10 protein-coding genes are annotated in these 13,781 nt (G+C 44.7%); 4 read left to right on the top strand and 6 right to left on the bottom strand.

The window, feature by feature from the left end:
• Position 1 precedes the first annotated feature (1 nt).
• From Q502_RS11215 to Q502_RS11195, 5 genes are all read right to left on the bottom strand, one after another.
• Complete coding sequence (locus tag Q502_RS11215) at positions 2 to 934, bottom strand: ABC transporter permease (RefSeq protein WP_099829961.1); 933 nt, start codon at positions 932 to 934, stop codon at positions 2 to 4.
• A 2-nt stretch (positions 935 to 936) separates the two neighbouring features.
• On the bottom strand, positions 937 to 1,923 hold the full coding sequence (locus tag Q502_RS11210; RefSeq protein WP_099829960.1) for an ABC transporter permease: 987 nt from the start codon (positions 1,921 to 1,923) through the stop codon (positions 937 to 939).
• Entirely contained in the window at positions 1,920 to 3,296 is a 1,377-nt protein-coding gene (locus Q502_RS11205; RefSeq protein WP_099829959.1) for a M14 family zinc carboxypeptidase, read from the bottom strand. Before Q502_RS11205 ends, Q502_RS11210 begins: the two co-directional genes overlap by 4 nt.
• 70 nt (positions 3,297 to 3,366) lie before the next feature.
• On the bottom strand, positions 3,367 to 5,451 hold the full coding sequence (locus tag Q502_RS11200) for a peptide ABC transporter substrate-binding protein (RefSeq protein WP_099829958.1): 2,085 nt from the start codon (positions 5,449 to 5,451) through the stop codon (positions 3,367 to 3,369).
• Between the two features lie 137 nt (positions 5,452 to 5,588).
• Positions 5,589 to 6,440 (bottom strand): aminotransferase class IV, encoded by an 852-nt coding sequence (locus Q502_RS11195; protein WP_099829957.1) that lies wholly within the window; start codon positions 6,438 to 6,440, stop codon positions 5,589 to 5,591.
• A 134-nt stretch (positions 6,441 to 6,574) separates the two neighbouring features.
• Between Q502_RS11195 and Q502_RS11190 the strand changes: the two genes are divergently transcribed.
• The 3 genes from Q502_RS11190 (at position 6,575) to Q502_RS11180 (ending at position 11,090) form a co-directional block, all read left to right on the top strand.
• Positions 6,575 to 7,039, top strand: coding sequence for a hypothetical protein (locus Q502_RS11190; RefSeq protein ID WP_099829956.1), 465 nt, complete (start codon positions 6,575 to 6,577; stop codon positions 7,037 to 7,039).
• Positions 7,040 to 7,093: 54 nt separating this feature from the next.
• Positions 7,094 to 9,541 (top strand): hypothetical protein, encoded by a 2,448-nt coding sequence (locus Q502_RS11185; RefSeq protein ID WP_099829955.1) that lies wholly within the window; start codon positions 7,094 to 7,096, stop codon positions 9,539 to 9,541.
• A gap of 454 nt (positions 9,542 to 9,995) precedes the next feature.
• Complete coding sequence (locus Q502_RS11180) at positions 9,996 to 11,090, top strand: hypothetical protein (protein WP_099829954.1); 1,095 nt, start codon at positions 9,996 to 9,998, stop codon at positions 11,088 to 11,090.
• Here the strand turns inward: Q502_RS11180 and nadE are convergent.
• Positions 11,059 to 11,898 carry an NAD(+) synthase gene (gene nadE, locus Q502_RS11175; RefSeq protein WP_099829953.1) on the bottom strand — a complete coding sequence of 280 codons (840 nt, stop codon included), beginning with the start codon at positions 11,896 to 11,898 and terminating at the stop codon, positions 11,059 to 11,061. The two genes, Q502_RS11180 and nadE, sit on opposite strands and share 32 nt — an antisense overlap.
• A 161-nt stretch (positions 11,899 to 12,059) precedes the next feature.
• On the opposite strand from nadE, the gene ggt reads away from it, so the two are divergent.
• Positions 12,060 to 13,742 carry a gamma-glutamyltransferase gene (ggt, locus tag Q502_RS11170; protein ID WP_099829952.1) on the top strand — a complete coding sequence of 561 codons (1,683 nt, stop codon included), beginning with the start codon at positions 12,060 to 12,062 and terminating at the stop codon, positions 13,740 to 13,742.
• Positions 13,743 to 13,781 lie beyond the last annotated feature (39 nt).

Raw genomic sequence — 13,781 nt, 5'->3', positions numbered from 1 at the left:
TTCAACTCTCACTCACAAATTTCGGATCCAGAGCATCTCTAAGTCCATCTCCAAGAAAGTTCACGTTCAGTACTGTGATGAATATGAAGAATCCCGGGAATACGGTAAGCCACCATGGATTTACCCCAGTAGTTGTGCCAAGAATATAGTTCATGGCTCTCTGAAGCATATTACCCCATGACGGCATGGGAGGCTGTATGCCAAGCCCAAGATAGCTAAGGGACGACTCGGCGAGAATCGCGTAAGACATGTTCAATGTTGCAGAGACAATTACAATTGGTACTACGTTTGGCAGAACGTGTCTGAGAATGATTCTCACATTTCTGACCCCCATAGCTTTGGCCGACATAACATACTCGGTCTCTCTTATCGATAAAACCAGTCCCCTGACCAACCTGGAAACACCCATCCAGCCGAAGACCGTTAACACTAGAATGATATTAGATATCCCGGAGCCAAAGACAAGTGTAAGGGTGATTAGAATTGGAAACATAGGAATAGAAAGCATCACATCTACAAATCTCATCAGGAATCTATCTACCAGTCCTCCATAGAAGCCTGAAAACAAACCTACGGCAGTTCCAATGAGAGTGGTTATGACTGCAGAGGCGAAACCCACGAATAGAGATATTCTTCCTCCATACATTACTCTAACAAGCACATCATGTCCCAGTTCATCTGTTCCGAATAAATGACCTTCTGTAAACGGCGGAGAAAAGAGGTTAGAGAAATCCATGTCCTCGTAGCCCACATCGATGAAGAGCGGACCTATCAGAGTGAATATAACAACTGCAACGAGCATCACGGCACCTAACACGGCAAGTTTATGACTCTTGAACTTTGCCCATACCAACTGCCTGTAACTGTTTATATGGATCGGGCGCGCCTTCTCCTCGATTTCGTCAAGTTTCCTTTTATAGAAGAATTTTCGCATAGCTAAGCTCCCTTTCTGCCCATTCTGATTCTTGGATCGACCAACACATACAGTAAATCGGCAACCAGATTCGATATTAGGGTTACAATCGCTAGGAACATCAGACAACTGATCGCCAGATTGTAATCGCTTGAAATAACCGCGTTGTACATAAGTCTCCCCATTCCCGGCCAGGAGAAGACCGTTTCAATGATCAATGCTCCGCCGAAGAAATACGGAATGTCTAGGGCGATTATGGTGATAATCGGTATCATAGCATTCTTAAGAGCGTGCTTGATGATGACCTTTCTATCGGGAACCCCTTTCGCATACGCAGTTCTAACATAATCCTGATCAAGAACTTCCAGCAGAGACGTTCTTATATACCTTACCCAAGAAGCAACCTGTACCAAACCTAGAACAAAGGCGGGAAGTACGAGATGTCTCAGTCTGTCAACAAAGACATTCCAAGTACCTGTGACCCCATAGGTTGACATACCGGAAACGGGAAACCAACCGAGACCAACGCTGAAAATTATTATCGCGATCAAAGCAAACCAGAATCCAGGCAAAGAGATTCCCACAAAAGCAAATACAGTCGTTGAGTAATCGAAAACAGAATATTTCTTTACTGCCGAAAGTATCCCAATAGGAAGAGCTACTACCAGCCCAATCAACCATGCGGTGATAGTAAGGATTAAAGTATTCGGTAGCCGTGAAAAAATGAGGTCTATTACCGGAGTCTTGTACATGCTCGAATATCCCAGGTCGCCAATCATAACACTCTTCAGCCATGAGAAGTATTTCACCGGAAGAGGATCATCAAGGCGATAATACTCCCTTAGTTCCTTCATCCTCTGAGGATCGTTGGCCATTGCCCGAGGATTCTGCATTCTCATCTGGAGGAGAGGATCTCCCGGCATGGAGTTCATTATCACAAATATTATGATCGATATTGCAAAGAAGACCGGGATAAGTTCGAGAAACCTCTTCAGGAAATATACTTTCACGATATCCGGCTTTCCCTTCTCTGAATATAATCGGCAACATTCAAACCTGCAATCAGCTGAACACTGACAAGACTCTTTATGGGGATTGTAGTGTAGTTTAGATTCTCTTCAAGATACTCCATTTTCCTCTCAAATGCCTCATCTGCCATCTTGGAGATTGCCGACAGCTTCTCCGATCCGTCATCATTCTCCCTGACCAATCTTTTTAGCATCCCTAGCATCAATGATTGATAGAACTGGCTGACAATCTTATTATCAAAGACCTCTGCCATACTTGCCTTTCTCTCCAGAGACTGGTCATTTTCAATCCAATTCTTCTGCGCTTGAAGTTGATCTGGGTAGGTTTCAAGAACATTCTTGAAGACTCTGTAGAACGGCGACTTTCTGTCTATAACGTAAGGTTCAAGCGCTTTCAACACTTCGCTCACAAACTCAAAATTCTCGACGGACCTCTGATAGTTGAATCTCTGCGCTTCCTTCCTCGTAATCTCTGCTTCAGACATGTCTTCGACCCTTGCATCATAATAGTATGGCATCTCACAAACCAAGGAAAACGTATCGGCCACGGATGAAGCAAAATCATCAGAACTAGTACCGGCTTTGATGACGTCTGCTGGGTCTTTGTTTGGACCAAGATTCTTCTTTAGATAATCATACTCTTGAGCCATTCCGAAAAGCTTGAAAATAGCAGGTTCGAGCTGCTCCAAAAAAGGCGCTTCCGGCTCTCCAAGAGCAAGGGGCAAACCAAACAAACCTGGAAGTTTCCTGAAAGTTTCATGGAGTTCTGGAACTGCGTCGCTCACATAATAATAGACCCCTCCAAACCCGGAATTGTGAAGAGAGTACATGAAATCGGGCTTCTTCTCTTCAATAAGCTTCATAAGCACTTCTGTCTCCGGCAATGGCGAGTGGAAATGCAGAGTTTTGTAATCAACAGGGAAGGTCCATTCAACCTGTTCGTGGCCCGGCGGTCTGTAGAAGTTGCCTGCATACTTTCTTATTGAAGAAGAGTCTTTGAACCACCCCTCATTCAGCTTTGTGCCATCGACGTCAATTACCTTTATCAGATGCCAGGTGAAGTCTAATCCATCGCGAAAAGCGTCATCGCTTGCAAGCTTCTCACTCAGGAAATCCAGCATCATTGCACCTATCGGCTCGTTTGGATGAGGACAGCCGAACAGAAGTGCGTTCTTTTTACCTTTACCAATTTCCAGAACATAGATTGGATTTCCGGCACGTGATCTTCCTGCCTCATATATCTTGACTTTGTCTGGATACTTCTTTGCGAGTTCGAACGATCTATGGTTCATTTCCTCGACTGTGAAGAACTCCTTGTAGTCGGGGACTGCATCGATAAGTTCTCTGAACTTCATGTCGAAACCTCCGAAAGATGATGTAAGAAAACATGGGGGAGAAGCTCATCTTCTCCCCCAAAGAAGCCAATTATCTATCTATGTACCAGTTCTGGATTATCCAGCCGAGTCCATTATCATATCCAGAGTTGAAACTCTTGATGTACTTCTTTGCAAAATGAGGTGTCGGTGCAACTACTAACGGCAGAACGGGGAGTTCATCCGTCCAGAGCGCGAAATGCCTTTCATAGAGAGCCTGTTTCCTCTCTGGATCAAGCTCCTTTGCGGCCGCGTTAATTATCTCATCGTTTTCAGCGTTTGCCCAACCGGTATAGTTCATTCCTCCCCAGTAGTTCTCGTCAGAAGGTATCTGATCTGTGGTCCAGTAATTGGCTGCTTCGTCGCTGACACCATAACCCCAGCCGGAAAGCAAAGCATCATAGTTTCCGTAAGGGAAAGCTTCTGTCCATATAACGAGAGCAGGCTTCACATCGATCTCGACGTCCATTCCGACCTGTTTCAGCATGCCCTGGATAATCTGTGCCATCATCTGATAATCTCCACTTCCCGAAGCAAGAGAAAGCTTGAACTTCAAGGTTTTACCGTCTTTCTCATAGATACCTCTGTTGTTGAGCTTCCAGCCAGCCTCTTCAAGCAGTGCTTTGGCCTTTGCGGGATTGTATTCGTAATGTTTAACATCTGGCGCCTTAAGTGCTTCTCTCATCTGATGAAGATCAGTAATCCAGGTATCCACCACTTCGGCCAGTCCGGCGTATACTACATTGCTTATCTGCTCTCTGTTTATACCATAGAGAACGGCCTGCCTTACCCTCTTATCTCCAAAGATCGGATGGGGTTTTGTTGTATCCTCGGGATCCCTTAGATTCAAGTTCAGATTATCGTAAGCAATGTTTGGTGTATAGAAAACGTTGAACATGTCTGCCCGTTGATTCTCCAGCTGTACCGACTGTTTGAGGGAGAGAGTGTACCTACCGAAATCGATTTCTCCATTTAGTGTGGAAGCAAAAACAACGTCCATGTCAGGAATGATTCTCATTACCAGCTGGTCGATGTTCGGCCTACCCATATAATAGTCATCAAAAGCTTCCATTATCACATACTGACCTTCAGCATATTCTTTGAACTTGTAGGGTCCTGTCATAATAGGATTCTTCGTAGCTTCTTCAACAAAACGATCCCAGTTTCCGCTTGCTTTTGCTGCTTCGAAGCTTGTTCTGTAGACATGTTCTGGCAGCTGGAACCAGCCGAAATAATAGGCATAGACGGAAGACCCCAGCTCGGCATTACTTAGGGGTTCAGGAAGGGTAATAGAGTATGTATAGTCGTCAATTACATTGACTTCGGATACTGACCTCTCGAAGTAGTTCGTCGTAACCGGGGCGCCGCTGTTCATAACTTCCCACTGGAACTTCGCATCATGGGCAGTCACTGGCTCTCCATCGTGCCACTTCATTCCCTTTCTTAACTCGTAAGTTATCGTAAGTGAACCGTCTTCGTTTATTACCATCAGCCCGTTTTCTAGACTTGGCATTCTCTTGACCATTCTCGGAAAGTAGAATCCGTCCTTGTCTGTTCCGGTTATTCCATCGCCAATGATATTGCAGATCGTCCATGTCAGTCCGGAAGAAGTGAACAAGGTGTTGAAACCAGGAGCATCGGCAGTAACCGCAGTCGTTGCCATTCCGCCCCTAACTGGAGGATTCATAGCCATGTAGATCGAAATGGCAGCCTCTTCCCTTGTGATGGGTGAGCTGGCCTCGATCAAGTGGCCATATCGGAAATCGAGAAGTTGGTGATTGCTCCTGTAAGCAACAGTGAGGGCTCCCCATGCCTCCACCGGAGCGTCCCACTCGTCAATTGCTGTGGTGCAAATCTCATCGTAGGACTGAGCTTCAGACTTCAGACCGAGAACCTCAACCATCGCAACGGCGAAGTCTGCTCTCAAGACCTCTCCTGCTCCGGAGATCAGATTTCCCTTGCCGGGAAAGGCCTTTTCAACTGCATTCCTGAATTCTGAATAAGTTAACGGTGATTCATCGACTGAAGACATGATTCCTTTTGATTCGATTACAGGAATCGCCTCTTCCGGGAGAACCTGTCCCAACAAGAACGCTGAGAAGAGAATAATTAGAAAGAAAACCAGGAGCTTTTTCATCCCGCACACCTCCAAGAAAGATTATTTGGAACACGGAAAATTTATGTAATTATATACCAGTCACAGAGAAGATTTCCCAAAACAGGGAAGATTTATACGTATTGTTTACCTTCCAACACAAGTTAATACCAAATCATTCACCTGGAAGAGAAGAAGAGATCTTCGTAAGACTGCATTATCTGTCTAGTATAATCACCACAAACGCTGAAACAGACTTGGTCTATCGCTCTGACAGGCATCACCCTGGAGACTGTGCTTACGAGAAAGACTTCCTCAGCCTCAAGAAATTCATCTACGGTAACCGGTTTTTCGACAACCTGATAATCCAGTTTCTTAATGAGGTCGATCACTTTTCCCCGCGTTATGCCCGGGAGAATGTTATCGATTTCTGGAGTGAAAAAAACACCGTTCTTCACAAGAAAGTAATTCGAACTGCCACCTTCTGTGGCAACTTTCTTGCCTTCAAAGTCTCTAAACATCAAAGCTTCGTAGCCTCCGTTGCTATAGGCGAAGTTCTTGGCAAGAACGTTGGGCAGCAGATTTATCGTCTTGTGCTCACATAGCTTGTGTCTTAGATCTGGATAGGTGAAGAGCTTAACTCCATTCTTCCAGTTCTCTGCATCAATTCTTCTCAATGGAAGTGCAAGCATAAAGAACGTGCTTGGGGTTTTCTCTGAAGGAAATCTGTGTTCTCTGTGAAGATCTGTTCCTCTTGTAAGTTGTATATAGAGTTCCCCGTCTTCAATTGCATTTCTTCTGATTAGTTCCGATGCAAACTCCTTTGTCTCTTTCGAAGTGAACGGAATCTCCATGTTGAAGAAAGCAGCGCTCTTAATCATCCTCGTGAAGTGATCTTCGAAGAATAATATCCTGCCTTTGATTGTCCTTACAACCTCAAAGAGACCGTCCGCAAAAGTGAGTCCCCTATTCTCCAGTTGAACATGCTTACCCTTTTCTTGAACAAATTCGCCATCGTAAAATGCCCACATAAGTGCCTCCTCCAGCTTCACTTCGTTCATAACACCATTATGCATCAACAGACTATTAGTTTGCGGTAAGACAGCACATCAATGATAGAATATAACGGAACCGTAAGCAGACCTTTCATTTGGAGGTTTTCTAAATGGACAACGTTTTGGCACTTTTTCCTGGAGGCTCTTCGGGACTTTTTGGAAGTAAGGTGTACGATGTTATTGTAATTCCAGAGGGACTCTTGTTGGTGCAGTTGACTAAATCAATAACAAATGAAGCCGTTAAGAAGGCAAAGGAAGCCTCCGAAGAAAGAAACGAAGGGTTCTTCAAAAAGATGGCATCTGTGATGTCTGCGGGTTCTTCTTTGCTTGACAGATACAACGAGAAGACAAGAGAAGAGATTTTGAACGAAACACCTGGTAATCTCTTCATTCCGAAAGACTCACTGAAAAAAGTCAAGGTCTCCAGTACTATGGACTCTTCATCAGGAGGTGCTAACACAGACAGTACCGTGATGAAGATAGTCTGGACAGGCGGAAAAATGAAATTGACCTTCAGGACATACCTAAACGTAAGGGAAACTAAGCGTTTTTTTAGGGACACGTTTGGAGTATAACGTGTCGTTCACGGGTAAACTCATTCACCTATGGTCTGAGGCAGGAGGTATGCCATGAGAAAAACGATACTATTGGCAGCTGTGGCTCTAATCGCAGTCACTTCGCTGGCCAACAAAGTTCTTGAATTTCCAAATGCTGATATCTACTACCGTAAGGGGTTCGAGGAGATCGCTATCCATGTAGGTAATGTCTTTGAATCTATAAGACCGAAAGTCGTTGAACTGGTGGGCAACGACCCCGGAAGAATAAACATCGTTCTGAAAGATTTCGGGGCAAATACGAACGGTATCGCTCAGGCTCAAAACCACAAGACTATTCAGATCTTTGTGTGGCCTGCCGACACAATACTCTCAACGAGAATGAATGTGTCGAATTTGTATAGACAGTTGTTGATGCATGAATTCACTCATATCGCCCACCTGACTTACACAACAGGTGTGCCTGCGTTCATTTCTAGAGTGCTTTTAGGAACGGAACTCTTTTCGCCGCAGATGTTCTCACCATTTATTGAAGGAGTGACCTTGTTCGCCGAATCCTCTAATTACTTCTCCGAGGGAAGATTGAACAACCCATTGTGGGGGAAAGAGATGACATATCAGAATATGAAGGCCGACTCCTTCGCTGGCCTGGACTACGCTCTGTCCGTTTCGCGTGAGGACTACCGCGGAGGAGCTCTCTATTACAACTACATTGCCAGTTTCTATGATTATCTCGTCAGAAGGTTCGGAATAGAATCTGTGAAGGAGTTTCACAAAGAAGTTTCGGGGAGAATGCCTGTCATAGGGGTAATCAACGCCTCAAGAATCGCATTTGACGAAACGCTAGACGTGCTTTATGATGACTGGAAAGAAGAAGTGGAATCTGAAGCCGCAGACTACGGAACATTGAACGAAGTCAAGACGATCAAGAATGGACAGATACTTGACATGACCAAGACGGAAAACGGCGTCATTTTCTCTTATTCTGTTTTTGGAGAAGCAAGTTCATGGAATGGGGCAGTTGAAAGAGGAATTGAAGAGTATGTTGATGGAGGTTTTTCTAGAAGACTCTCTGACTTTGGAGCAATTACCCTTAAATGGCGCGAAGGTAACATCTACCTGATGACTTCAGTCACTGAGAGAAGCACAACTCTTAGAGAGATCTGGTCGTACAGACCTCCTCTCTCAGTTAGGCTTCTGGACAAGGGCATGGTAACTGCCTTTGATATCTACAATGGAAGACTGATAAAAGCGCTTTATGACACGAAGACTGGATTTTCAACAATCTACTTCGAAGAAATGCAGCTAACAACAATCCCGTGGTTGATCAAGGACATAATAGCACTCGAAGACGGTAGTTTGATAATGCTCCTCTCGAAGGACGGTATCAACGGAGCGATCGCTAAATTTACCGAAGGTGAATTCAAGATCATTCTACAAGATCCATATCTCAAAGGAAGGGGTATCGACTATAACAATGGGCAAATAATCTTTACCTCCTCCTACGAAGAGGGGTTCATGGATGCCTTTTCCGTAGATGTTGAATCAGGTGAGGTTTTCAGACTTACCGAGGGAGCCAATCTCGAAAAGGCCGTCGTGCTCGATTCTACTGTATATGGATTTGGACATTCCAGACAAGAGAAAGGAATGTCGATATTTACCTTTGATCTACAGAGTAGCCCATACGTTGTCAAAGAAGTTGAACCCGACGACTTCGACCCTGCAGCGGCGGACTACACAGAAGGCAATTATCTTAAGAAAACCTTCCTTCACTTCTTGAATCCAATTTTGAGAGCGCCTCTTGTATCGTACGATGGCGAGCACTTTTCTTTGGGCTTTTTAACTCTTCACCTGTCCCATGATTCTAACCACTCTATGACGCTAATGCCATCGTTCACATTCGGAACCAACAAGCTTTCCCTAACTGCCGAGTACAGTGGGCAGGTATTTGAAGGGGTCAATGCAATTCTTACTGTCAATCTGGGCGTTCCCGAAGCTCCTATTGCAAGCGCCGGCCTCTCTTCTGAGCTGTTCCAGTTGCCTCTCAATCCTTCCACAAGATTCAGATCGCATGCTTACATTGGACTGGACACATCGGGTGGAATAACGACTTCCGTCCCGTTGAGTCTAAACGGAAATCTCTTCTCGATTTCCCTAGAACCGGGCATAAGACTCTCAAATGGAAAGATAACACCGTTGCTTGCTCTTGATGCAACATTCTCTCCAACCTTGGGAACGTCTGTCGGTCTTGGAGTGGGTTTCTACGAAGACTTCTACTGGTATATCAATGGAGCCCAACTACTATATCGGATCAACTGGGGATGGAGTCCACTCTTCTTTCTAAAAGAGATGGGAGTCGGAATTGAGGTAAATGGATCAAACACTAATCTAGATCATTCTGCTATGTATCTATTTGTAAATGTCGGTTCAACTATCGGTCTCGGAGATCTTTTCCCAAAGATTGGCATTCAATACAGCAATTCTCGATTGGGACTCTACTTAGGATTAGAGACCAGGCCCTGAAAGAGGTTTCGCGCTTCAGTCAGGACTTTGCATTAAGAGTAATCAAAGAGGGGGGATCCTCCCCCTCTTCTTCATATAGGTGTCTCTAACATTCTCATAGAAACTTGCATGCACCTGCACCTGTTTTCCACAATACCCACAACCTTTGTTGGGAGCAAAGAACCTGAAACATTTTTATTCGGGAGCACTATATCTGTACCGTTGACCGAGATCTCATGTAGTCACAAATCAGAAGTGAATAAAGCAAGAGGAGCGTGGGCCAAAGAGCTAGTTACACCCTGGCATTCTTTTCGTAAAACTGAATCTTTCGATGATGGGGATTCAAAATCATTATGTTATCCTACTTGTTAAAGGAACTTAAAACTTGCCCGCCAGTCGACTTTGCTTAAACCACAACAACCGTATGAGGTATAATGCTGTTATCGGAGATAACAAAGAGAAAGGGGGAAACAACATGAAGACTATTGAGTACTCGGCTTTTCTTATAAGTGCTTCAGGCTCAGTGTTTATTGAAGAATCAAAGCATGACGGAATAACTTTTACATTTCCTTCCGATCCAGTCTTTGCCAAATACAGAGACCGATTAATGGCCGTTATCGAAGTGAAAATGGAAGCTTCGAGATTCTCTCTAACCAAGAGCAAGCTGGACTTAAGTTCAGTTAAACTACATGGAATCAAAGTCGTTGGCGACAAACTTTACGAAGACTCGGTATCGCTCTGGGCATTCGAATCGAGAACTTTAGGCAAGACTATTAGAGTCGTATCGGACAACGAGGCATCGATGATTCCCGCAAAGAGAGATACAGATTATGTGGTTCCAATTATTGTTAACACAATAGAGTTTTCTTCAAAGGAAGAGCATTTGGGAAGATTCGTCTTTCCGCTACCTGACGAATGGTTTGTTCTTTCTGGAGTTTTCTTCGGACAAGACGGCGCAAAGATCCGCAAGGAGAACTCAAAGGTTAGTTTAGATTCATTCAGTACGGAGATTATTGTTAATGAATTGAAAAAGCACAGAGTCTTCAACGACAACTTGTGGGATCTTTATCAGCTGTACAAATCTCTAGAGAGTTTTGAAACTAAGAATGAATCGCTGCCTGAACCGCTCGGTGAGGAAATACCAGTATCCTCTCTGGATCTGGAAGAAAGCATTCCAGAATCTGCAGACCTGTACCTGGCCGGGGATCGAAAGACTACCGACTCTCTCCATCGTGAAGTCGTGGTTCAATCAAGCATAGAGAAGGTCGGAACCTTCAGCAAGAAGAAGGGAGTTGTTCTGAGGATAAAAAATAATTCAGACCTTGGGACGGTTAAGGGAGTCCATATATCTTTCAGACTGCTTGATCCTATGGGCAAGGAGCTTTACGTTGCTGAGAAGGAGCTAGAGGGCCTAAGCGTAGGACCCGGGGAAGCAAAAAAGCATGATTTCACCGACTTTCCGGAATTTGCTGATCATCAGCTGGAAAGAGTGGCGATTAATCTGATAAGTATTTCGTGGAGTAACGGTCTAGAGACCTTCACTTCTGCTGAAAAACAGACAGATTTCTGAACTGTCTGTGTTCGGCCGCTTTCACTATTTCCATGATCCTCACGGCCTTCTTGTCGTGAGGGTTTAGTTTTTCTCCGGCTTCTATCTTTATGAGTGCCTCATCAAGCTCAGTAAAAGACATCCCAAAAGCAGTCTCATCGGTAACACCAGGAATAAGGTCAGGACTCGGCGGCTTCTCTATGATCCTCTCCGGAATTCCCAATTCTCTAGCAAGGCTAATGACCTCAGTTTTGAACAGATGCTTGATTGGCTCAATGTCGCTTGAATCATCTCCCCACTTCACATAAAGTCCGCAAAGCCATTCGGTCTTGTTTGTCGTGCCAAGTACAGCGTAACCCCTTTTCTCAGCTTCCAAATACAACGAAACCATCCTGACTCTGTGCTTAGCTCTATAGAAAGCCAGTCCCCTTTTGAATTCTTCACTGCCCCTGTCGGCCAGGTCGTCAAGGAAAGGGTCTGAAGAAAGCTGCTGCCACTTATCCCTTACATACCTTTCCTTAACCGACTGAGGTATTAAAAGGGCCGGCGGTTGAAGTCTATAGCAACCAACAGCACGGAGAATCGAACTTATGTTCTTGATTTTGAAGTCTATTCCCAGGAAGTGCGCTACGAGCTTCGAATCCTCCAGGGTATCCTTCGAAGAGTCGCGTTCGGGCATTAGAAGGCCAAATACGTTTCTATTACCTAGGGCATCTACGGCTAGCTTACCTACCACCGCGGAGTCTATTCCTCCGCTTATTCCTATCACAGCCCCTCGATAGCCCCACTTCAAAACAGTCGTTCTTATAAAATCGACAATTTCTCGCATACGATCACCAATAAGATTATACTAGACTAATCCTCCGTTCTTGAAAACTGAATGTTCAACACAAAGAACCCATTGGAAAGTCTGACATCGAAGAAATTTCAGTTGCCAGAAATGCTAGACTTATACGTTAAGGTAATCTCATGTTTAAGGAGGAGAGAAAAATGAGAAAAACCATGTTTCTTCTTGTATCAATACTAATCGCTGGGACCGTCCTGGCATCGAACCCTCTTAACCTTTATGGAAGGGATGCAGAGGGAAGAAATGGAGTTGTTGCGGCCGCAAAACCCGAAGCCTCAGAAGTAGGCGTTAGAATTCTCGAGATGGGAGGGAATGCGGTAGACGCTGCGATAGCTACGGCATTTGCGATAGGAGTTCTGGAACCTAATGCTTCTGGAATTGGCGGCGGAGGATTCATGATAATTAAGCTGGCCGATATGGACGAAGCAGTAGTTATTGATTTCAGAGAAACTGCACCGAACGCTACAAGCCCCACTTTTTTCAATCTTGACGAGAATAATCGCCCAGTAAACTATGAGAGCGTCATCGGAGGAAAGGCCGTCGGGGTTCCAGGTGAAGTCGCTGGCCTGTTGTACGCTCTTGAAAACTACGGAACGCTCTCTCGAGAAGAAGTAATTCAGCCGGCCATAGACTGGGCCGAGAAGGGAATCCCCGTAACAGTTAACCTTTTTTCAATTATTAGCGATAACTACGAGAAGATAATGATGATGGAAAATGGCGTAGACCTCTATTTGAAGTATGGAGGTATTCCTTATGAAGTGGGTGAGACTATTGTACTAAAGGACTTGGCCGATACGCTAAGATCTATCGTAGAGAACGGGAAAGATGCGATATATTCTGGGGAAATTGCCGAGAAGATTGTGGCCGAAGTTCAGAAACGCGGCGGAGTAATGACAATGGATGATCTTGCAAATTATGAAGTGAAGGTTCGCAAACCAGTTGTTGGCACGTATCGAGGTTACACTATTCTGTCAGTTCCACCTGCCAGCTCTGGAGGAACTCATGTGATTGAACTCCTAAATATTATGGAAAATTTCGATGTCGGATCGATGGGAGACAACACAGCCGAGACGATCCACATCTGGTCGGAGGCAATGAAACTGATTTTTGCAGATAGATCAAAATACATGGCAGATACTGACTTTGTAAATGTTCCTCTCGAGGGACTAACTTCGAAAGATTATGCTAGGATCCTTGCTGAGAAAATCGATAAGCGCATTCCACTTGAATCCGTCGAGCCCGGTGACCCCTGGAAGTTCGAAAGCGGAAGCACTACTCATCTTTCTGTTATGGACAGAGAAGGAAACATGGTTGCTATTACAAAATCCATAAATTACTTCTTTGGTTCCGGCGTTGTTGTACCGACAACAGGAATTATTCTCAATAATCACATGGACGACTTCGTAAAAACCCCCGGCTCAGCAAACTCAGTCGAACCTGGCAAACGACCTCTCAGTAGCATGAGTCCTACTCTGGTTATTGATCCTGAAGGTGAACCATATATGGCTATCGGCGCGCCAGGAGGTACACGGATTATCACTACTGTGGCTCAAACGATAAGCAACATCATTGACCACGGAATGACTGTACAGCAAGCAATTCTCGCACCCAGAGTATTTAGGACACAGACTGGCCCGATGTCCATAGAAGGAAGGATATCAATTAACGCTTACAATAGGCTAATCGAAATGGGGCATGACATAACTGTAAGAAACGACTATGATCCCTACTTCGGTGGGGTTCATGCCGTCTTGTTCAACAGAGATATTGGAATACTATTTGGAGGAGCCGATCCCAGAAGAGACGGGCAGGCTGTCGCTTATTGAGATGATGTTTTGGAGATCTCTGAAGCTCAATCGAAAGCA

Source organism: Mesotoga sp. Brook.08.YT.4.2.5.2. (assembly GCF_003351125.1).
Lineage (GTDB): Bacteria > Thermotogota > Thermotogae > Petrotogales > Kosmotogaceae > Mesotoga.
The sequence above is the reverse complement of the archived record's forward strand: the minus strand, read 5'-3'. Positions and strand labels throughout refer to the sequence as shown.

Bases quoted from the DNA above. Each gene is read 5' to 3' on its own strand.
- Q502_RS11215 (WP_099829961.1), bottom strand. From the start codon at position 934: ATGCGAAAATTCTTCTATAAAAGGAAACTTGACGAAATCGAGGAGAAG.
- Q502_RS11205 (WP_099829959.1), bottom strand. From the start codon at position 3,296: ATGAAGTTCAGAGAACTTATCGATGCAGTCCCCGACTACAAGGAGTTC.
- Q502_RS11200 (WP_099829958.1), bottom strand. From the start codon at position 5,451: ATGAAAAAGCTCCTGGTTTTCTTTCTAATTATTCTCTTCTCAGCGTTC.
- Q502_RS11195 (WP_099829957.1), bottom strand. From the start codon at position 6,440: ATGTGGGCATTTTACGATGGCGAATTTGTTCAAGAAAAGGGTAAGCAT.
- Q502_RS11190 (WP_099829956.1), top strand. From the start codon at position 6,575: ATGGACAACGTTTTGGCACTTTTTCCTGGAGGCTCTTCGGGACTTTTT.
- Q502_RS11185 (WP_099829955.1), top strand. From the start codon at position 7,094: ATGAGAAAAACGATACTATTGGCAGCTGTGGCTCTAATCGCAGTCACT.
- Q502_RS11180 (WP_099829954.1), top strand. From the start codon at position 9,996: ATGAAGACTATTGAGTACTCGGCTTTTCTTATAAGTGCTTCAGGCTCA.
- nadE (WP_099829953.1), bottom strand. From the start codon at position 11,898: ATGCGAGAAATTGTCGATTTTATAAGAACGACTGTTTTGAAGTGGGGC.
- ggt (WP_099829952.1), top strand. From the start codon at position 12,060: ATGAGAAAAACCATGTTTCTTCTTGTATCAATACTAATCGCTGGGACC.